The following is a 375-nucleotide window of genomic DNA, read 5'->3' as shown; positions in this document are numbered from 1 at the left end:
CGCAGTTTATTGAGCTGATCTTGCAGTTCGCGGGCGGGCATGGCGTTCTTCCTTTTATCAATAGGCACTGGCATAGACCGCAGCGGCGCGCCAAAAGGTCTATGGCTGACCTTTAGATTAATCCACTCGCGCGCAACCTGCATGATCTCAGTCAGGGCTTTTCGCCCCGCAGCGGCGCGCCAAAAGGTCTATGGCTGACCTTTAGATTAATCCACTCGCGCGCAATTACCGAATGCACGCCCAGGCCGAACAACTGCACCGTCGCCTTGCCGCGCAAGTGTTCCCGCAGGTGTCGAGCTCGCCCAGATGATCGATTACCGAATGCACGCCCAGGCCGAACAACTGCACCGTCGCCTTGCCGCGCAAGTGTTCCCG

1 pseudogene is annotated in these 375 nt (G+C 58.4%); it reads right to left on the bottom strand.

The window, feature by feature from the left end:
* Window positions 1-225: 225 nt before the first annotated feature.
* A pseudogene (locus tag AC1DLB_RS32385) lies at window positions 226-375 on the bottom strand (hypothetical protein); the annotation flags it as partial.

This window comes from Pseudomonas sp. 05N434 (genome assembly GCF_056396965.1).
Note: the sequence above shows the minus strand (reverse complement) of the source record. Positions and strands in the feature narration are given on the sequence as shown.